The sequence below is a fragment of the Rhodosalinus sp. genome, from assembly GCF_041685465.1.
Lineage (GTDB): Bacteria > Pseudomonadota > Alphaproteobacteria > Rhodobacterales > Rhodobacteraceae > Rhodosalinus.
The window spans coordinates 1-16,226 of record NZ_JAWLFS010000003.1 but is presented as its reverse complement, the minus strand read 5'-3'; the positions used below and the strand labels follow the sequence as shown (position 1 = coordinate 16,226).

The 16,226-nt window shown below is 71.2% G+C and carries 19 protein-coding genes, 1 tRNA gene and 1 pseudogene; 12 read left to right on the top strand and 9 right to left on the bottom strand.

Features of this window, described 5'->3' with window-relative positions:
• Positions 1-39 precede the first annotated feature (39 nt).
• Both ACESL7_RS00495 and ACESL7_RS00490 read right to left on the bottom strand, forming a co-directional pair.
• Positions 40-702 carry a DUF4396 domain-containing protein gene (locus tag ACESL7_RS00495; protein WP_372890328.1) on the bottom strand — a complete coding sequence of 221 codons (663 nt, stop codon included), beginning with the start codon at positions 700-702 and terminating at the stop codon, positions 40-42.
• 64 nt (positions 703-766) lie between these two features.
• A complete protein-coding gene (locus tag ACESL7_RS00490; RefSeq protein ID WP_372890326.1) occupies positions 767-1,654 on the bottom strand; it encodes a fatty acid desaturase in 888 nt (295 codons plus the stop codon).
• 138 nt (positions 1,655-1,792) lie between these two features.
• Here ACESL7_RS00490 and ACESL7_RS00485 point away from each other — a divergent pair, with 138 nt between their 5' ends.
• A complete protein-coding gene (locus ACESL7_RS00485; RefSeq protein WP_372890324.1) occupies positions 1,793-2,050 on the top strand; it encodes a hypothetical protein in 258 nt (85 codons plus the stop codon).
• A 251-nt stretch (positions 2,051-2,301) separates the two neighbouring features.
• Here the strand turns inward: ACESL7_RS00485 and ACESL7_RS00480 are convergent.
• Positions 2,302-2,377, bottom strand: a tRNA-Ala gene (locus tag ACESL7_RS00480).
• Positions 2,378-2,441: 64 nt separating this feature from the next.
• A complete protein-coding gene (locus ACESL7_RS00475; RefSeq protein WP_372890356.1) occupies positions 2,442-2,759 on the bottom strand; it encodes a TIGR02300 family protein in 318 nt (105 codons plus the stop codon).
• 106 nt (positions 2,760-2,865) lie between these two features.
• Between ACESL7_RS00475 and ACESL7_RS00470 the strand changes: the two genes are divergently transcribed.
• The 3 genes from ACESL7_RS00470 (at position 2,866) to ACESL7_RS00460 (ending at position 4,858) form a co-directional block, all read left to right on the top strand.
• Positions 2,866-3,552: a M48 family metallopeptidase gene (locus ACESL7_RS00470; protein ID WP_372890322.1), complete on the top strand. Its 687-nt coding sequence runs from the start codon at positions 2,866-2,868 to the stop codon at positions 3,550-3,552.
• A gap of 40 nt (positions 3,553-3,592) precedes the next feature.
• The gene (locus ACESL7_RS00465; protein ID WP_372890320.1) at positions 3,593-4,243 is read left to right on the top strand and encodes a GntR family transcriptional regulator; all 651 of its coding nucleotides are present in this window, start codon (positions 3,593-3,595) and stop codon (positions 4,241-4,243) included.
• Between the two features lie 93 nt (positions 4,244-4,336).
• Positions 4,337-4,858: a cytochrome b gene (locus tag ACESL7_RS00460; protein ID WP_372890318.1), complete on the top strand. Its 522-nt coding sequence runs from the start codon at positions 4,337-4,339 to the stop codon at positions 4,856-4,858.
• 4 nt (positions 4,859-4,862) lie between these two features.
• On the opposite strand, the gene ACESL7_RS00455 is transcribed toward ACESL7_RS00460, so the two are convergent.
• Positions 4,863-5,825 (bottom strand): acetyl-CoA carboxylase carboxyltransferase subunit alpha, encoded by a 963-nt coding sequence (locus ACESL7_RS00455; protein ID WP_372890316.1) that lies wholly within the window; start codon positions 5,823-5,825, stop codon positions 4,863-4,865.
• Between the two features lie 58 nt (positions 5,826-5,883).
• On the bottom strand, positions 5,884-6,477 hold the full coding sequence (locus ACESL7_RS00450) for a LysE family translocator (RefSeq protein WP_372890314.1): 594 nt from the start codon (positions 6,475-6,477) through the stop codon (positions 5,884-5,886).
• Between the two features lie 73 nt (positions 6,478-6,550).
• On the opposite strand from ACESL7_RS00450, the gene ACESL7_RS00445 reads away from it, so the two are divergent.
• Complete coding sequence (locus tag ACESL7_RS00445) at positions 6,551-7,003, top strand: Lrp/AsnC family transcriptional regulator (RefSeq protein WP_372890312.1); 453 nt, start codon at positions 6,551-6,553, stop codon at positions 7,001-7,003.
• Between the two features lie 110 nt (positions 7,004-7,113).
• Here the strand turns inward: ACESL7_RS00445 and ACESL7_RS00440 are convergent, their stop codons facing one another.
• Complete coding sequence (locus ACESL7_RS00440; RefSeq protein ID WP_372890310.1) at positions 7,114-8,091, bottom strand: HpcH/HpaI aldolase/citrate lyase family protein; 978 nt, start codon at positions 8,089-8,091, stop codon at positions 7,114-7,116.
• Between the two features lie 284 nt (positions 8,092-8,375).
• On the opposite strand from ACESL7_RS00440, the gene dgcN reads away from it, so the two are divergent.
• From dgcN to ACESL7_RS00425, 3 genes are all read left to right on the top strand, one after another.
• Positions 8,376-9,377: an N-acetyltransferase DgcN gene (gene dgcN / locus ACESL7_RS00435; protein ID WP_372890308.1), complete on the top strand. Its 1,002-nt coding sequence runs from the start codon at positions 8,376-8,378 to the stop codon at positions 9,375-9,377.
• Positions 9,378-9,840: 463 nt separating this feature from the next.
• Entirely contained in the window at positions 9,841-10,326 is a 486-nt protein-coding gene (locus ACESL7_RS00430; protein WP_372890306.1) for a YciE/YciF ferroxidase family protein, read from the top strand.
• A gap of 24 nt (positions 10,327-10,350) precedes the next feature.
• Positions 10,351-11,712 carry an erythromycin esterase family protein gene (locus ACESL7_RS00425; protein ID WP_372890304.1) on the top strand — a complete coding sequence of 454 codons (1,362 nt, stop codon included), beginning with the start codon at positions 10,351-10,353 and terminating at the stop codon, positions 11,710-11,712.
• Positions 11,713-12,029: 317 nt separating this feature from the next.
• Here ACESL7_RS00425 and rpsU read toward each other — a convergent pair whose 3' ends face one another.
• Positions 12,030-12,236 carry a 30S ribosomal protein S21 gene (gene rpsU, locus ACESL7_RS00420; protein WP_057812606.1) on the bottom strand — a complete coding sequence of 69 codons (207 nt, stop codon included), beginning with the start codon at positions 12,234-12,236 and terminating at the stop codon, positions 12,030-12,032.
• A 167-nt stretch (positions 12,237-12,403) separates the two neighbouring features.
• Between rpsU and ACESL7_RS00415 the strand changes: the two genes are divergently transcribed.
• The 4 genes from ACESL7_RS00415 to ACESL7_RS00400 all read left to right on the top strand — a co-directional run bounded on the left by ACESL7_RS00415 (position 12,404) and on the right by ACESL7_RS00400 (position 15,818).
• Complete coding sequence (locus ACESL7_RS00415; RefSeq protein WP_372890302.1) at positions 12,404-13,105, top strand: COQ9 family protein; 702 nt, start codon at positions 12,404-12,406, stop codon at positions 13,103-13,105.
• A gap of 4 nt (positions 13,106-13,109) precedes the next feature.
• On the top strand, positions 13,110-14,102 hold the full coding sequence (locus ACESL7_RS00410; protein WP_372890300.1) for an NAD(P)H-quinone oxidoreductase: 993 nt from the start codon (positions 13,110-13,112) through the stop codon (positions 14,100-14,102).
• A complete protein-coding gene (locus ACESL7_RS00405) occupies positions 14,102-14,773 on the top strand; it encodes a class I SAM-dependent methyltransferase (protein WP_372890298.1) in 672 nt (223 codons plus the stop codon). The genes ACESL7_RS00410 and ACESL7_RS00405 overlap by 1 nt, the downstream gene beginning before the upstream one ends.
• Positions 14,774-15,035: 262 nt before the next feature.
• Positions 15,036-15,818: a DUF1013 domain-containing protein gene (locus ACESL7_RS00400; protein WP_372890296.1), complete on the top strand. Its 783-nt coding sequence runs from the start codon at positions 15,036-15,038 to the stop codon at positions 15,816-15,818.
• Between the two features lie 309 nt (positions 15,819-16,127).
• Here the strand turns inward: ACESL7_RS00400 and ACESL7_RS00395 are convergent.
• A pseudogene (locus ACESL7_RS00395) lies at positions 16,128-16,226 on the bottom strand (recombination mediator RecR); the annotation flags it as partial.

The following is a 16,226-nucleotide window of genomic DNA, read 5'->3' as shown; positions in this document are numbered from 1 at the left end:
GTCCAATGCGGCCGGGCAAGCGCTGGTGCCGGGCGGCGGTCAGGCGGCCGCCATTTCGCGCGGGTCGTGCATCCCTTCCTTCACGCCGAATCGCACCAGCGCCACGTTCACCGGCCACGCCGCCAGAAGGCCGAGCGTCAGCGAGGTCATCATCGCCGTCCAGAACAGCACGTCGCCGAGCCCGGCGCCGCCCGAAAGCCAGAGGTCCACGCCGATCGCCACCACTTCCATCGCCACGATCGAGCCGGTCTCGCTCAGGAACGAGTCGCGCACCGCTTCGCCGAAGGGCACGCCATCGTGCAGGAGCGGTCCGAGCGTCAGCGCGATCCCGAAGGTGAAGGCGAAGGCGAAGGTGACCAGCGCGGTGGGTGTCGTCCCGAGGGAGAGGATGCCGACCGCGAGGATCAGCCCCACGATCTCGCCCAGCCCGCAGCCCGAATAGCAATGCGCCGTCGAGCGCCACCCGCGCCGCCAGATCGTGTCGCGCGCGATCTGCTTGCGCCCCGTCGCCCAGTAGATCAGCAGCCCGACCGGCCCCGAGTAGAGCGTGGTCAATACCCAGACCACCTTCATCAGCGGCCCTATCTCGGGGTTGGCGCGGCGGAAATCCATCAGCAGCACACCCACGCTGGCCAGCGACAGGGCGAGCCCGATCACCAGCACGGCAGGCTGCGAGAGGAACGAGACGAGGGTCTGGTGCACGGGTCGCGCTCCTTCCGGGGACGCGGCGCCAACACGCCCCGCCCCGGCCGGGTTCCGCGCCGGTTCAGCCCAGATCGGCGGTGTAGCGCCCGGCGAACCGGGCGTAGCCCGCCTCCGTCTCCTGCAGGTGGGGCCGCGCGAGGGCGTGGAGCTCTGGCAGCTTGTGGAAGGGCACGGAGGGCAGCGCGTGATGCTCCGCGTGGTAGGGCATGTTCCACGCGAGGCCGCGGACCAGCCGCGTGGTGAAGGTCGTGCGCGTATTGGCGAACATGTCCGCCACCGCCGGGCAGCGCGCGTGCTCGGCCAGCAGGTAGAGCCGCAGCACCGGAAGCCCGAGTGCAAGCGGCAGCAGCCAGGCGGTCAGGATCCAGGGCGCGACGGTCGCGGCGAGCACCGCGGCAAGGGCGTAGCCCGCAAGCATCGCGCGCGCCTCGCGCCGCAGGCGCGGCCTTGCGCGGTCGGGCACGTAGTCGGCATCGATCCGTCCGAAGGCATTGGCGGCCAGCACGGCCCCCTTGTCGCGCCAGTACCCGATCGTCGAGAGGTGCAGCAGGAAGGCGCGCCAGGTCTCCGGCTTGCCGTCGGCAAGTTCCGGATCACGCTCCGGGTCGTTGGTGTGGCGGTGGTGCGCGAGGTGGAAGTACCGGAACCACTCGAAGGGCTGCACGATCAGGACACCTGCGAGATGGCCGACGATCTCGTTCAGCCTCGGGTTGGCGAAAGGCGTCTTGTGCGTCGCCTCGTGCTGGAGCGTGAAGAGAAAGGCCAGCGCCACGCCCTGCACCGGCAGGAGCAGCGGCCAGCCGGGCACCCGCACGGCGATCGCCACGCCGAGAGCGAGGATCGCACCGCCGTGCAGCGCGAGCCGGCGCAGGCCCGGCACATCCGCGCGCGCCGCAAGGCGGGCGCGGGTGGCGGCGGGCAACGCGGCGACGAAGGTCCTGTGGTCCATGGCTCTGCTCCCGGCTCGACGAGACTATAGTGCCGCGACGTCGCCGCGCCAAAGGGCCGGGGTGCGGCGGATTCACTTATCGACAGTGGCGTACACTCCGCTATGTCAGTAGGTGCTGACACAAAGGAGGGACGGAAAATGGACGGCAGCAGCACCATGGAACAGGACCTCGCTCCGGAGCTCGCGGCCCGGCGGGAGGCTGCGCTCGCGTCGCTGCGCAGATCGGCTCAGGCGCGGGAGGCGCAAGGCTATGCGCTGATGGCCGGCGCGATGAGCATGGCCCCCGCGTCCGAGGGCGAGGGACTCCTCGGCAAGGCGGTGCACTACGCCAAGCTCTTCCTCATTGCCTTCGCGATGCTCGCGCCGAACTACCTCGTCTGGCGCCTGCTGCTCTGAGCCGCGCCCGACTCGACGGCCGGGGCGGCGACGTCCCGACCGCCGGCCCAAGTCCTTCACCCCACATCTGCCGACCTGACCTAACGCCGCGTCATTGACGATGCGCGTGACGTGGCCTGCGCCGCGTCGACGCCGTCCCGCATACGGATGAAGCCGAGCTTTCACGGCCGGACGCGGGATCGAACGCGTCCGGGGTCATGCCCAGGGCGAACGACGGAGCCGCCGTCTCGCGCAAGGAGAATCCGTTGAAATGGTGGAGCCTACCGGGATCGAACCGGTGACCTCTTGCATGCCATGCAAGCGCTCTCCCAGCTGAGCTAAGGCCCCTTTCGGTGCGGCGTCTCTAGTCGCAGGCCGGTGCGGGATCAAGCGAAAAATCCCCGCCGCGACGTCAGCTCTCGTCCTCGTCCGAGGAGACGTCGGCGATGTCGTCCAGAGAGACGTTGCTCTCCTCCTCGTCCTCGAGAACCTCGTCGCCGAGATCCACGTCGACCGCGTCGCCCTCGATGACCTCGCCGTCGTCCTTCGAGGTCTTCGCGGCCGGCTTGGCACTCGGCTCCGGCTCGCGGGCGAGCATCTTGCTGCGCCCCGTTTCCGTGTCCACGATCTCGCCCGTGTAGGGGCTGACCACGGGGTCGCGGTTCAGGTCGTAGAAACGCTTGCCTGTCGTCGGGCAGAGCCGCTTCGTGCCCCATTCTTCCTTGGGCATGGTCATCCTCATCTCGTGTCCGCACTTGCCGGCGACTCGGCGCTCCTGACATAAGGGCGCGAGGCTTGTCAAAAGGCTTCGCTCAAGACCGCCGGAGATCGCGCATATGGGCCAACGCGTGCTGCCGGGCAACCCCCCTCTGACCTTGACCCTCCGCCGCTCGGCGCGGGCGCGGCGGATCGCGCTGCGCGTCTCGGCGCTCGACGGCGGGATCACGCTGACGCTGCCCGAAGGCGCGAGCGAGGCGGAGGCGCTGGCCTTCGCGCGGTCGAAGGCCGACTGGCTGCGTGCGCGCACCGCGGAGCGCCCCGGCGCGGTCGCGGTCGCGCTCGGTGCGGCGCTGCCCGTGGAGGGGCGTGTGCTGACGCTCGCCCCCGTCGAAGGACGATCGGTGCGGGCGGAGGGCGATCTGTTGCGCGTCCCCGGCCCGGCCGGACAGGCCGGTGCGCGCGCGCAGGGCTGGCTCAAGGCGCTGGCACGCGATCGGCTTGCGGCCGCGGCCGATCGCCACGCCGCGGCGCTCGGGCTCCCCTACAATCGCATCACCCTGCGGGACACCCGCTCACGCTGGGGCTCGTGCTCGTCTGCGGGCGCGCTCAGCTTCTCGTGGCGCCTCGCGATGGCGCCGCCGGAGGTGCTCGACTACGTCGCCGCGCACGAGGTCGCGCATCTCGCCGAGATGAACCACTCGCCCGCATTCTGGGCCGTGGTGCGCCGGCTCTACGGCCCCTGCGAGGCGCCGCGGCGCTGGCTTAGGGAGGAGGGGCCGGGCCTGCACCGTTACCGGTTCTGACGCTGTTGACGCGGCCCCGTCCCGTGATCACAGATACGTCATGCTGCTCAATCCCCGCCCCTCCGAGGCGCTGCCCGCCGCCCACGACCGCGTCTACCGGGGCCTGCGCGCCCGCGTGATGCACGGGCAGATCGCACCGGGGCAGGCGTTGACGCTGCGCGGCATCGGCAAGGAATTCGGCGTCTCCATGACCCCCGCGCGCGAGGCGCTGCGCCGCCTTGTCGCGGAAGGCGCGCTCTCGATGACGTCCTCGGGGCGGGTGACGACGCCCGAGCTTTCCAACGAGCGAATCGAGGAGCTCGCGGCGATTCGCGCGCTTCTGGAGGTCGAGCTCGCCAGCCGGGCGATGCCGCGGGCGCACATGGCGCTGATCGACCGGCTTCAGACGATCAACGCGAGCGTCGGCGAGGCGGCGCAGCGGCAGGATGCGGTGGCCTATATCCGCGCCAATCTGGAGTTTCACCGCACGCTTTACCTGCGCGCGCAGGCGCCCGCGATGCTGGCCATGGCCGAGACGGTCTGGCTTCAGATGGGGCCGACCATGCGCCGCCTCTACGCCAAGCTGAAGCGCAGCGAGCCGCCGCATTTCCATCGCCTGATCGTCGCCGCGCTGAAGGCCGGCGACGAGCCGGGCCTGCGGCTCGCCGTGCGCTCGGACGTGACGCAGGGGCTCAAGATGCTGGCGAGCTGACGCACCCCGACGACACCGCGCGGGCCGTGCAGCGTCCCGGTCGCATGGCATAGACTGCGCGGGTATCCGCCCCCGAATCGCGAGAGGAGGCCCATGACCCGCTACCATCCCGCCCTTGTCGCCTTGCACTGGCTGCTTGCCCTTCTGATCGTCGGCGCGCTGATCGGCGGTGCCTTCAGCCTCGATCCGGTTCCGGAGGACTCGCCCGACAAGGTCGGCGTCCTGCGCCTGCACATGCTTGCGGGGCTCACGATCCTCGCGCTGATGGCCGGGCGGCTGGTTCTGCGGCTGACGACGCCGCATCCCCCGCCGGCGGACATCGGCAACGCCACGCTGAACCAGGTGGCGCCTGCGGTGCACTGGACCTTCTACGCGCTGGTGTTCGGGCTTGCGGCCTCGGGCCTCGTCATGGCGGCCGAAGCGGGGCTCTTCGCGATCGTCTTCGGCGCCGCAGAGGGGCCGGTGCCCGACCTCGACCAGCTTCGGGCGCGCACCGGCCACGGGCTTTTCGCGCTTGCGCTCGCGCTCCTGATCGGGGGCCACGTCACGGCGGCGGTGTACCATCAGGCGGTGCGGCGGGACGGGGTGTTGCGGCGGATGAGCCTTCGGCGCTGACGCCTCAGCCGGCGAGCCCGCGCGCGCCCATCTCGAGGAACTTCTCCCGCCGGTCGGCGCGCAGGCCCGCACGGTCGCGGCCCGCCAACTCGCCCAGCATGGCGCGCAGCGCTTCGCCCACGGCGGCGATCGTGCCCTCGGCGTCGCGGTGCGCGCCGCCCAATGGTTCGGACACGATCCGGTCGATCACGCCGAGCTTCTTCAGATCCTGCGCCGTCAGGCGCAGCGCTTCGGCCGCCTCGCGCATCTTCTCGGCGTCCTTCCAGAGGATCGAGGCGCAGCCCTCCGGCGAGATCACCGAGTAGATCGAGTGCTCCAGCATCGCGACCCGGTTCGCCGTGGCGAAGGCCACCGCGCCCCCCGAGCCGCCCTCGCCGACGATGACCGAGACCAGCGGCACGCCGAGGCCGAGGCACGTCTCGGTGGCGCGCGCGATCGCCTCGGACTGGCCGCGCTCCTCGGCGCCCTTGCCGGGGTAGGCGCCGGGCGTGTCCACCAGCGTGATCACCGGCAGGCCGAAGCGGTCGGCCATCTCCATCAGGCGGACCGCCTTGCGGTAGCCCTCGGGCCGGGCCATGCCGAAGTTGCGCTCCAGCCGGGTCTTGGTGTCATGGCCCTTCTCGTGGCCGATCACCATGACCGGCCGGTCGTCGAACCGCGCGAGCCCGCCGATCACCGCGTGATCCTCGGCGAAGTTGCGGTCGCCGGCGAGGGGCGTGAACTCGGTGAAGAGCGCGTCGACGTAGTCCGCCCCGTGCGGGCGCTGCGGGTGGCGCGCGACCTGGCATTTCCGCCACGGCGAGAGGTCCTTGTAGAGCTGCGCGCGCATGGTGCGGGCCTTGGCGTCCAGCGCCTCGGCCTCGGCGTTCAGGTCCACGCCTTCGCCCGACCGGGCGAGCGCGCGCAGTTCCTCGGCCTTGCCTTCGAGCTCGGCGAGCGGTTTTTCGAAATCGAGGTAGATCGTCATGACCGCCTGTCCGTGTTCCGCGGGTATATGACGACGCGGCGTGCGGGATGCAATGCGCTCAGCCGAAGAGAACCGGCAGCATCGAGGCGACCAGCAGCACGGCCATGACCCGATTGAAGCGCCGAAGGCGCCCCGGCGCCCCCAGCAGACGCTTGAGGCCGGTGCCGAGTGTGACCCATGTCAGCGCCGAGAGCGTGCCGAGCGTGGCGAAGGTGCCGGCGATCCAGAGGATCGACGTCAGGTCGCGCGCCGCGGCGTAGAGCGTGATCGCGCCGAGCGCCATCGACCAGGCCTTCGGGTTGACCCACTGGAAGCCCGCCGCCTGCAGGAAGCTGAGCGGGCGCGCGTCGGTCGGCGCGTCCGCCGGCGGGGCGGCGGTGGCGATCTTGCGCGCGAGCCAGAGCAGGTAGACGACCGAGGCCACCTTGAGGATCGTGTAGGCCGGTGGCCAGCGATCGAAGACCTCCATCACGCCGAGCCCGACCGGCAGGATCATCAGCGGAAAGCCCAGCGCCACGCCGGTCAGATGCGGCAGCGTCCGGCGCAGTCCGAAGTTGGCCCCCGATGCCATCAGCATGAGGTTGTTCGGCCCCGGCGTGAAGAGCGTCGCGGCCGCGAAGAGGCAGAGGGCGAGAAGAAGATCGACGGTCATGGGCGCAATTCTTCACCGGTCTGGGCGGCATGAGATTGCAAGAATGCGGCCATGGCGGGTAACCTTGCAATTTATGGCCGACCTGGACGCCATCGACCGCCGGATATTGCACGAGCTGTCCCGTGACGGGCGGATCAGCAACCTTGCCCTGGCCGAGCGCGTCGGCCTGTCCCCCTCGGCCTGCCTGCGGCGGGTGGCGGCGCTGGAGAAGGCGGGCGTGATCCGCGGCTATCGCGCCGTGCTCTCGCCCGAAAAGACGGGGGTCGGCTTCGTCGCCTATGTCACGGTCGGGCTCAACCGGCACACGAAGGCCAGTCAGGAGGCCTTCGAGCGCGCCATGGCCCAGGCGCCGGAGGTGCGCGAGTGCCACAACATCACCGGCGCCGTGGAGTATCTCCTGCGTGTGGAGGCGGCCGATCTGCCGTCCTACAAACGCTTCCACACCGACGTGCTCGGCGCGCTGGCACAGGTCGAAACGCTTCAGACCTACGTCGTGATGGGCTCGCCCAAGGACGAACGGGGCTGACCGGGCGATACACCGGGGCCGGCCGCGCTGGTCCGGGGCGCATCGCGGAGGGCAGGGGCCCGGGGCCCGCGCGGGTTCGGGCGCGCCGGCGCCCGACCCCTGTTACGGCGTCACTGCGCGGCGATCATCTCGGCCTGTTTGACGATGACCTCGGCCTGCTTGATCGAGGCGATGTCGATCAGCTTGCCCTTGTAGGTCGCCGCGCCCTTGCCGGCGGCCTTGGCCTCTTCCATCGCGGCGATGATGGCGCGGGCGTCTTCTACCGCGGCCTCCGTCGGCGTGAAGACCTCGTTGGCGAGCGCCACCTGGCTCGGGTGGATGGCCCATTTGCCGACGCAGCCGAGCGTCGCCGAGCGCAGCGCCTGCGCCTTGAAGCCGTCAGGGTCGGAGAAGTCGCCGAAGGGGCCGTCCACCGGCAGGAGGCCATGGGTCCGGCAGGCGGCGACGATGGCGACGATCGGGTAGTGCCACGGATCGGCGTAATGCACCTGACGCTCGCCCTCGTGCTCCTTGGGCGAGAGCATGTAATAGTTGGACTGCGTGCCGCCGATGTGCGTCGTCGCCATGCCCATGTAGGCCGCGTAATCCGCCGGGCCGAGGGAGAGCGCTTCCATCCGCGGGCTCGCCGCGGCGATCTCCTCGACATGGGCGAGGCCGGCCGCCGTCTCGATGATCGCCTCGAAGCCGATGCGCTTGTCCTTGCCGCTCGCCGCCTCGGCCGCGGTGGCCAGCGCGTCGACGGCGTAGATGTCGCCGGCGCAGCCCGCCTTGGGAATCATGATCGCGTCGAGCCGGCCCCTGGTGCCCTCGATCAGCTCGACCACGTCCTTGTGCCAGTAGGGCGTGTCGAGCCCGTTGATCCGCACCGAGAGCGTCTTGGCGCCCCAGTCCACGTCGTTGATCGCCTCGACGACGTTCCGGCGGGCGGCGTCCTTGTCGTCGGGCGCGACCGAATCCTCGAGGTCGAGGTTGATGACGTCCGCGTCGCTCTTTGCCATCTTCTCGAAGAGTTCCGGGCGCGAGCCGGGGCCGAAGAGCTGGCAGCGGTTGGGACGCGCCGGCGGCGCGGGGGGGATCGTGAAGCTCATGCGGGTTCCCTCGTCTGTCAGGATGCGGAAAACTCGCCCTGCGAGCTAGTGGATCGGCCACGCGCGCGCAAGAGAGTTTCGCCGCAGCGCCGCACCGTGCAGCTTTGTGAGGCGGCCGATCCCGGGGCACCGCGGGCGGCGCGTGACCCGGTCGTCGTGGCCGATGCCGCCGCCAGGGCGGGCAGCTGCGGGAGAATCTTGCGCAGGATCCCCGCCAAGGCGAAGCTTTGCGATGCATTTCCCGCGTTACGGGTTAGACTCGCCCCCGAACGAGGGAGACCGCGATGATCCAGACACCCTACCTTCTCTTTCTGGGCGACGCGCCCGATCCGCTCGCCGCGAAGGTCGCGCAGGGGATCAAGGACTGGCGGCCCGAAAACGCCGTGGGCCAGTACCGGATGGAGGGCTGCAAGGCCGATCTGGGGCTTGCGGACATGGACCTCGCGGCCGCGAAGGCCGCAGGCGCGCGAACGCTCGTGATCGGCGTCGCGAACCGCGGCGGCGTGATCTCGGCGGCCTGGAAGAAGGTGCTGATCGCCGCGCTGGAGGAGGGCTTCGACCTCGCCTCGGGGCTGCACAACCTGTTGCGCGACGAGGCGGATCTCGCCGCCGTGGCGAAGGCGACGGGCCGCGTGCTGCACGACGTGCGCGTGCCGGAGGTGCAGTATCCCATCGCCGACGGCACGCCCCGCGCGGGCAGGCGGCTGCTCGCGGTGGGCACCGACTGCTCGGTGGGCAAGATGTACACCACGCTCGCCATCGACGCCGAGATGCGGCGGCAGGGCATGGCCTCGACCTTCCGCGCGACGGGGCAGACCGGCATCCTGATCACCGGCGACGGCGTGCCGCTCGACGCGGTGGTGGCGGATTTCATGGCCGGGTCGATCGAGTGGCTGACGCCGGCGAACGACCCGGACCACTGGGACGTGATCGAGGGGCAGGGGAGCCTCTTCCACGTCTCCTATTCCGGGGTGACGATGGCGCTCGTCCACGGCGGTGCGCCGGATGCGCTGGTCCTTTGTCACGAGCCGACGCGCCCGCATCTGCGCGGGCTGCCCGGTTACCCGGTGCCGCGCCTCGAGGACCTGCGGGACCTCTCGCTGACGCTGGCGCGGGTGGCCAATCCGCGCTGCGTGGTCACCGGCGTGTCGGTGAACACGCAGCACCTCTCCGGGCAGGAGGCCGTGGACTACTGCGCCGAGGTCGAGGCGCGCATGGGCCTGCCGACGGTCGATCCCTTCCGCCACGGTGCCGCGCGTCTGGTGGAGCCGCTGGCGGGGCTCTGAGAGCCGCGGCGGATCCGCACGAGGCTTCACCCGCGGCAGGACGCACCGTCGTCGCCGACCGTGGCTGCCGGTCGGCCCGACGCGCCATGCCCGACAACCCGCACGGCCTGCCCCCATCATCTTGGCTCAAATACTCCGGGGGTGAATTGGCCGACAGGCCAAGAGGGGGCAGCGCCCCCGCCTTGTCCGTCGCCGATCCTCCAGGACCGGGCGTGAGCAAGGGCGCCCTCCGCCCCGTGCGGCGGAGGGGCACGAACCCGAAGGTGACGGAGGGGCGCGCGCACGCGGCCCCCACGCCGTGCAGGGGGCGGTCGCGCGACGGAGGTCTGCCCGAGCCGCGACATCGCGCCTGCTTCCCCTGGCTGGCCTCGCGTCCGCGCGCGAGGAGGGCCGGAACCGCCGCCCGGGCGGGGCGTTGCGGGGGTGACGGGCCGCGGCCCGAACCGCAGACGGGAGCGACGCCATGCAGATCACCGACCTCGAGACCCTCTACCTCTCCGAGCTTCAGGAGGCGCGCTCGGTCGAGGCGCAGATCGCCGACGCCTTCGACGCGCTCGCCGCGAAGGCCGCCGATCCCGCCCTCAAAACCCTTCTCGACGCCGAGGTTCGGGACGCCGCGCAGCACCGCGACCGGCTCGGAGAGCTCGTCGCCGCGCACGGCGGCGCCCCCCGGGCGCACGAGGATCGCACCATGCGCGCCATGCTCGACGAGGCGGACCGCTGGGCGGGGGCCATCGAGGACGATGCCGCACGCGACGCGGCGCTGATCGCCTCCGCGCAGCGCGTGCAGCACTACGAGATCGCGCTCTACGGCAGCCTCGCCGCCTGGGCGCGGCACCTCGGCATGAGCGACCGCGCGCCTCTCGAGGCCATCCTCCAAGAGGAGAAGGATGCCGATGCGCGCCTGACGGAGATCGCGGAGGGCGGCGTGAACACAGAGGCCGCCTGAGCCTCGCTCTTCGGGAGATCCGGGATGCAGCCCCACCAGAGCCCCGCCGCCCCACCCGACACCGCGCGCAGCCCGGGCGCGGGCGCGCGGCCCCTCGCCGAGGACATCGCGCGCGCGGCCGAGCCGTTGCCGGAGATCGAGGACGCGGGGTTCGCGCGCCATTTCGACCGCTTCGCGGACCGGCGCGTGGTCCTTCTCGGCGAGGCGAGCCACGGCACCTCCGAGTTCTACCGCGCCCGCGCCGCGATCACCCGGCGGCTGATCGAGGAGCATGGCTTCGCCTTCGTCGCGGTGGAGGCCGACTGGCCCGATGCCGCGGCGGTGAACCGCTACGTCGCCCATCACGCGCCGCGCGCGGAGGAAGCGCGCGCCTTCCACCGCTTTCCCGACTGGATGTGGCGCAACACGGTGGTGGAGGGCTTCGTGCACTGGCTGCGCACCCATAACGAAGCCATCGCGGACCCGGACGCGCGCGCCGGCTTTTACGGGCTCGATCTCTACAATCTGCGCGATTCGATCGCCGGGGTGCTCGCGTATCTCGACCGCGTCGACCCGGCGGCGGCCCGCGTCGCGCGTGAGCGTTACGGCTGCCTGACGCCCTGGCAGAAGGACCCGGCGATCTACGGGCGCGCGGCGCTGACACAGGGTTATGCCGCCTGCGAGGCGGAGGTCGTCGCACAGTTGCGCGATCTGCTCGCGCATCGCCTCGACTACGCGGCGCAGGACGGCGAAAGCTTCCTCGACGCGGCGCAGAACGCGCGGCTCGTCCGCTCGGCCGAGCGTTACTACCGCATCATGTACTACGGTGGTGCGGAAAGCTGGAACCTCCGCGACACGCACATGTTCGAGACGCTCTCGAACCTGCTGGAGGCGCAGGGGCCGGAGGCGAAGGCCGTCGTCTGGGCGCACAATTCCCACATCGGCGACGCCCGCGAGACCGAGATGGGCGCGCTGCGCGGCGAGCTCAATCTCGGCCAGCTCTGCCGCGAACGCTGGGGGAGCGAGGCGGCGCTCATCGGCTTCGGCACGCACGGCGGCACCGTGGCGGCGGCGAGCGACTGGGGCGGGCCGATGGAGGTCAAGCGCGTGCGCCCGGCGCGCGCCGACAGCGTCGAGCGGCTCTGCCACGACAGCGGGGTCGGGCGCTTTCTTCTGGATCACCGGCGCGATCCCGTGCTCGCCGAGCAATTGGCCGAATCGCGCCTCGAACGGTTCATCGGCGTGATCTACCGACCCGAGAGCGAGCTTCTGAGCCACTACGCAGACGCCGCGCTGTCACGGCAGTTCGACGCCTGGGTCTGGTTCGACGAGACCGAGGCCGTCACGCCGCTCCGGGCCGAGCACCTGCGCGCGGGCGTGCCCGACACTTATCCCTTCGGCCTCTGACGGGGCGGGCTTGCACGGGGACCGGCCCTCGCGGTGCGCGGGCGCGCGGGCCCGGCGCCGACGGAGGACGAGGGGGGCTGTCTGCCCCCCTCTTGGCCTTCGGCCAATTCACCCCCCGAGAGTATTTGGGCCAAGATGATGGGGCGAGCCCGGGGCACTGTCCGGGCGCGAGGGCGCGGCCGGGGCGCGGGGGCTGGTTCGGCTGGGGCGGGCACAGGCGGCACGATGGCGCATGAAAAGGCCCCGGCACGATCAGGTGCCAGGGCCGGAAAACCGCTACCGCCCGTGGGGGCGCAGGGGTTCAGCTTCGCTGCCGCTCAGAGCAGTCCTTCGCGTTGCGCCTTCTTGCGCGCAAGCTTGCGGGCGCGGCGGATGGCCTCGGCCTTCTCGCGCGCGCGCTTCTCGGACGGCTTCTCGAAATGTTGCCTGAGCTTCATCTCGCGAAACACGCCTTCGCGCTGAAGCTTCTTCTTCAGCGCACGGAGCGCCTGATCGACATTGTTGTCGCGAACGCTGACCTGCATGTAGGGGTCACCACCTTTCCGTCTGAACGTTGCGCCATAAGTGAAGCGGCACCCTAGCCGCAATCGCGGCCCGAGTCCACTGCGCGGATGCGGCGTCTGGACAGCCGCGGCCCGCGCGTCTTGAATGGGCCGCACAGGCTCGACGCCCGAACACCCGAGGAGGTTCCATGCCCGCAGACACGCCGCCAGAGACCGACCGCGAAGCGCTGCTCGACGCGGCGCTGCTGCACGTGCCCTTCGATGGCTGGTCCGAGGACGCCTTCCGCGCCGCGGTGCGGGACACGGGCATCGAGCCGGCGCTCGCCCGCACGTTCTTTCCGCGCGGCGCGGTCGACCTCGCCGTCGCCTTCCACAAGCGGGGCGATGCGGTGATGGAGGCGCGGCTCGCGCGCGCCGATCTGCTGGGGATGCGCACGCGTGAACGGGTGACCTTCGCGGTGCGCGCCCGGATCGAGGCGGCGGGCGACAAGGAGGCGGTGCGCCGTGCCGCGTCGCTTTTCGCGCTGCCGCCCTATGCGCCCGAGGGCGCGCGCCTGATCTGGGAGACGGCCGACGCCATCTGGACCGGGCTCGGCGACACCGACCGCGATCTCAACTACTACACCAAGCGCGGGACGCTCGCGGGCGTCTATTCCTCGACCGTGCTCTACTGGCTCGGCGACGACACGCCGGATTCGACGGCGACATGGTCCTTCCTCGACCGCCGGATCGAGGACGTGATGCGCTTCGAGAAGGTGAAGGCGAACCCGGTGGTCAAGCGCATGCTCGCCGGGCCCGAGTGGGTGCTGACCCGGATGAGCACCCCGCGCGGCGGACGCGGCGCCGCCGACATGCCGGGCCGCTGGTCCGGCCCGGCGCCGCAGGAGTGATCCGATGACCGAGCGCATGATGCGCGCCGTCGAGATCGGCGCGCCGGGCGGGCCGGAGGTGCTGCGCGCCGTCGACCGTCCCGTCCCCGCGCCGGGCCACGGCGAGGTTCTGATCCGCATCGCCTTTGCCGGGGTCAACCGGCCCGACGCGCTGCAACGCGCTGGCGCCTACGCGCCGCCGCCCGGCGCCTCCGATCTGCCGGGGCTGGAGGCGGCGGGCGAAATCGCGGCGGTGGGGCCGGGCGTGCACGACCTGGCCCTGGGCGACCGGGTCTGCGCGCTGCTGCCGGGCGGCGGCTACGCCGAGTATGCCGTCACGCCGGCGGCGCATTGCCTTCCGGTGCCGCAGGGCATGGGCCTCAGGGAGGCGGCCTGCCTGCCGGAGACCTTTTTCACCGTCTGGTCGAACGTCTTCATGCGCGGCGGGCTCGAGGCGGGCGAGCGGTTTCTCGTCCACGGCGGCAGTTCCGGCATCGGGACGACGGCGATCCAGCTCGCGCGGGCCTTCGGCGCGCGCGTCTTCGCCACCGCCGGGTCGGAGGAGAAATGCGCGGCCTGCCTGGACCTCGGCGCCGAGCGGGCGATCAACTACCGCTCGGAGGATTTCGTCGAGGTGCTGAAGGCGGAGGGCGGCGCGAACCTGATCCTCGACATGGTGGGCGGCGACTACATCGCGCGCAACCTCAAGGCGCTCGCCGAGGAGGGGCGGCTCGTGCAGATCGCCTTCCTGCAGGGGCCGAAGGCCGAGATCAACTTCGCGCCGCTGATGATGAAGCGCCAGACGATCACCGGCTCGACGCTGCGCCCGCAGTCCGACCTCGCCAAGGCGCGCATCGCCGAGGGCCTGCGCGCCCATGTCTGGCCGCTTCTCGACGCGGGCCGCATCGCGCCGGTCATGGACTCCGAGTTCGCGCTGGAGGACGCCGCGGAGGCGCATGCGCGCATGGAGAGCTCGGCGCATATCGGCAAGATCGTCCTGCGCGCCGCGGGCGGCTGATGGCCGGGGAAGAGGCGCCGGCGCGGGCGACGCCGCTCGACCTGCTGCACGACTGGGCCGTGCGCGACAGCTTCGAGACCTTCCGCGATCACATGGCGCGCGCCATGCTCTTTCCGGAGAAGGCCGACCTGCGCCGCTGGGCCTGCGCGCGGGCGCGCGACCGCTTCGGCGCCGGCGGGCTCTACGCCGAGTTCGGGGTCTGGCGCGGGCACGGCGTCAACCTCTTCGCGCGCGTTCTGACGGAGGCGGGGGTGCCCGTCTGGGGCTTCGACAGCTTCGAGGGGCTGGAGGAGGACTGGACCGGTCACCCGCGCGGCGGGCGCAGGGGCCGCTTCTCGACCGGCGGCGCGGCGCCCGAGGTCCGCCCCAACGTGCGCCTCGTCAAGGGCATGGTGCAGGACACCGTGCCGGGGTGGCTGGCCGAGCATGAAGGTCCGGTCGCCTTCGCCCATCTCGACCTCGACACCTACACGCCGACGCGCTTCGTGCTCGACGCGCTGCGCCCGAGGCTGGTGCCAGGCAGCGTGCTCGTCTTCGACGAGCTTTACGGCTACCCGGGCTGGCGCGCGCATGAGTACCGTGCGCTGACCGAGGCGCTGGGCGGGGCGGGCTACGGTTTCATCGCGTTCTCGGAGCAGGCCGTGGCGCTGGAGATCGCGGCGGCGCGCTGACGGCGGCGGGCGAGGGGGGCTGTCTGCCCCCCTCTTGGCCTGACGGCCAATTCACCCCCCGAGAGTATTTGGGCCAAGATGATGGGGCGGGGTCGTGCGGCGATGGCCGGGCGCGGCGCCCTTGCGGCGCTTCGATCGCCCCTTTCCTTCGCGCGGCGTGTTCATTATATCGCTTTCGAGTTCCCCGACAACTCGAACCGCCCCGGCCCGGGGCAGCCCGACCCCGGGCGGCGGGGAAGCCGTATTCGAGGAGATATCTGGCATGGCGAAACTCTTGCACCCGAAGGCGACCGCCGTCTGGCTGGTGGACAACACGACGCTCACCTTCAAGCAGATCGCCGATTTCACCGACATGCACGAGCTGGAGATCCAGGGCATCGCCGACGGCGACGTGGCCGCGGGCGTGAAGGGGTTCGACCCGGTGGCCAACAACCAGCTGGAGGCGGAGGAGATCCGCAGGGGCGAGGAAAACAAGCTCTACAGGCTCAAGCTCAAGCCGAACCCGGCGGCGCGCGACGAGGACAAGCGACGCGGCCCGCGCTACACGCCGCTCAGCAAGCGGCAGGACCGGCCGGCGGCGATCCTCTGGCTGGTGAAGTTTCATCCCGAACTCGCCGACAGCCAGATCGCGCGGCTCGTGGGCACGACGAAGCCCACGATCCAGTCGATCCGGGAGCGCACGCACTGGAACATCTCCAACATCCAGCCGATCGATCCGGTGGCGCTGGGCCTTTGCCGGCAGAGCGAACTCGACGACGCGGTGCAGACGGCGGCCGAGCGCAAGGCCCGCGCCGGCGAGGTCATGTCCGACGACGAGCGCCGGCGCCTCGTGACCACCGAGCAGAGCCTCGGCATGGAGGCGGAGCCGCGGATCCCCTCGGCGATCGAGGGGCTCGAGTCCTTCACGCTCTCGAGCAAGGAGGAGAGCGAGGAGGGCGAAGCGGCCGCGCCCTCGGAGGAGAGCTACCGGGACGCCGAGAGCTTCTTCAACCTGCCGGGCGACGAAGGGGACGACGACGAGGAGGACGACAAGGGGCGCGGCTGAGGCGCAGATCGCGTGAGGGCGCCGGACGGTGGCTGAGCGCGAGGCGCGTCGGAAGCCGGTCCTGACATTTCAGCAAGCCCGGTGCTTGCCCGCCTCCGATCGCAAGGACGGTGCCGTCTGAACTGAGAGCGCGCCGCGTTTGCTGTCTGGGCTCCTCGGGGTGGCCCGCCGCGGGGGGGCGCTGGTGATCGGCCCTGCCGTGTCGCCCGGGCGCCACGATCGACGCGCAGCGCACCGCGCGGGCCCGTGTCTTGCCGCGGTGGGACGCGCGGCACGCGAAGAGCCCCGAAAGGGGTGATGAGCGCGCCGTCAGAGCGGCTTGCGCGCGGTGAGCGCCGCGGTGATCGTGCCGTCGTCGAGAAAGTCCAGCTCGCCGCCGATGGGCACGCCCTGCGCGAGCGAGGTGAG

What these genes read in the sequence shown, in the direction of transcription:
- ACESL7_RS00490 (WP_372890326.1), bottom strand. Translation starts at nt 1,654, where the DNA reads ATGGACCACAGGACCTTCGTCGCCGCGTTGCCCGCCGCCACCCGCGCC.
- ACESL7_RS00485 (WP_372890324.1), top strand. Translation starts at nt 1,793, where the DNA reads ATGGACGGCAGCAGCACCATGGAACAGGACCTCGCTCCGGAGCTCGCG.
- ACESL7_RS00475 (WP_372890356.1), bottom strand. Translation starts at nt 2,759, where the DNA reads ATGCCCAAGGAAGAATGGGGCACGAAGCGGCTCTGCCCGACGACAGGC.
- ACESL7_RS00470 (WP_372890322.1), top strand. Translation starts at nt 2,866, where the DNA reads ATGGGCCAACGCGTGCTGCCGGGCAACCCCCCTCTGACCTTGACCCTC.
- ACESL7_RS00465 (WP_372890320.1), top strand. Translation starts at nt 3,593, where the DNA reads ATGCTGCTCAATCCCCGCCCCTCCGAGGCGCTGCCCGCCGCCCACGAC.
- ACESL7_RS00460 (WP_372890318.1), top strand. Translation starts at nt 4,337, where the DNA reads ATGACCCGCTACCATCCCGCCCTTGTCGCCTTGCACTGGCTGCTTGCC.
- ACESL7_RS00455 (WP_372890316.1), bottom strand. Translation starts at nt 5,825, where the DNA reads ATGACGATCTACCTCGATTTCGAAAAACCGCTCGCCGAGCTCGAAGGC.
- ACESL7_RS00450 (WP_372890314.1), bottom strand. Translation starts at nt 6,477, where the DNA reads ATGACCGTCGATCTTCTTCTCGCCCTCTGCCTCTTCGCGGCCGCGACG.
- ACESL7_RS00445 (WP_372890312.1), top strand. Translation starts at nt 6,551, where the DNA reads ATGGCCGACCTGGACGCCATCGACCGCCGGATATTGCACGAGCTGTCC.
- ACESL7_RS00440 (WP_372890310.1), bottom strand. Translation starts at nt 8,091, where the DNA reads ATGAGCTTCACGATCCCCCCCGCGCCGCCGGCGCGTCCCAACCGCTGC.
- dgcN (WP_372890308.1), top strand. Translation starts at nt 8,376, where the DNA reads ATGATCCAGACACCCTACCTTCTCTTTCTGGGCGACGCGCCCGATCCG.
- ACESL7_RS00430 (WP_372890306.1), top strand. Translation starts at nt 9,841, where the DNA reads ATGCAGATCACCGACCTCGAGACCCTCTACCTCTCCGAGCTTCAGGAG.
- ACESL7_RS00425 (WP_372890304.1), top strand. Translation starts at nt 10,351, where the DNA reads ATGCAGCCCCACCAGAGCCCCGCCGCCCCACCCGACACCGCGCGCAGC.
- rpsU (WP_057812606.1), bottom strand. Translation starts at nt 12,236, where the DNA reads ATGCAGGTCAGCGTTCGCGACAACAATGTCGATCAGGCGCTCCGTGCG.
- ACESL7_RS00415 (WP_372890302.1), top strand. Translation starts at nt 12,404, where the DNA reads ATGCCCGCAGACACGCCGCCAGAGACCGACCGCGAAGCGCTGCTCGAC.
- ACESL7_RS00410 (WP_372890300.1), top strand. Translation starts at nt 13,110, where the DNA reads ATGACCGAGCGCATGATGCGCGCCGTCGAGATCGGCGCGCCGGGCGGG.
- ACESL7_RS00405 (WP_372890298.1), top strand. Translation starts at nt 14,102, where the DNA reads ATGGCCGGGGAAGAGGCGCCGGCGCGGGCGACGCCGCTCGACCTGCTG.
- ACESL7_RS00400 (WP_372890296.1), top strand. Translation starts at nt 15,036, where the DNA reads ATGGCGAAACTCTTGCACCCGAAGGCGACCGCCGTCTGGCTGGTGGAC.